This window comes from Arthrospira sp. PCC 8006 (assembly GCF_046480465.1).
Taxonomy (GTDB): domain Bacteria; phylum Cyanobacteriota; class Cyanobacteriia; order Cyanobacteriales; family Microcoleaceae; genus Limnospira; species Limnospira platensis.
In genome coordinates, this window is record NZ_PKGG01000503.1 from 1 (window position 1) to 702 (window position 702).

The window sequence follows — 702 nt, forward strand, 5'->3', positions numbered from 1 at the left end:
CCCGTTTAGCTATCCCTCCGTTACGGTGGTTGTCCCCCAACCCCTCGCGCTCGTGGCGACTGCCGCAATACCTAGAAAGAGACCCGGATTTTCTCTCCATATAGCGACTCGCCAACTTAAATCGGTTTAAGGATTAGGTCAAGAATGAGTCCAAAAATTATTGTATAGACGGGAGTTTGAATCGCTTTTCTCCTGCCCAACGATAACTTCGGGATTCATGCTTAATATAGAACTAGACCCAGAAACCGGATTTCTTGGTATTTTGCTACAAAGGTAAACGATCGCCTTTTGTCCAATCAGCGGCAAGCCAACGCCAAGCAGCCGACCATTGGCAAGCTGAAGGAGTCGGCACCGCCTCTGGCGGCAATTCGGGAGAATTGGCGAGGATTAGGTTTTCAGGTTTGAGTTAGTGTTCGTCTTTTTCAACTAGGAGATAGCTATGATTGCAGCCAAAGAAAAAGGGCCGTACTTTACGCCGGAGGAGTATTTTGCTTGGGAGGAGCAACAACTCGAAAAGCATGAGTTAATCGATGGTCGCGTGTATGCGATGACGGGTGGTACSAGAAATCATAGTGATGTSACAGTTAATGAAAGCAGGTACAAAAAACGCCGCCACCTGGCTACAGAGATAGGTATCCTGACACGACATCAAAGGCAACCATTGCCACTAGATCTGGGGAAACAAGCATTAATTAATATCGG

The 702-nt window shown here is 47.3% G+C and carries 2 protein-coding genes; both read left to right on the forward strand.

Features of this window, described 5'->3' with window-relative positions; genetic code table 11:
• Positions 1-254: 254 nt before the first annotated feature.
• Positions 255-410 (forward strand): hypothetical protein, encoded by a 156-nt coding sequence (locus tag B9T16_RS29070; RefSeq protein ID WP_014274389.1) that lies wholly within the window; start codon positions 255-257, stop codon positions 408-410.
• A 29-nt stretch (positions 411-439) separates the two neighbouring features.
• Positions 440-702: Uma2 family endonuclease (locus B9T16_RS29075; RefSeq protein WP_410246436.1), on the forward strand; the 263-nt coding region annotated here is incomplete at its 3' end.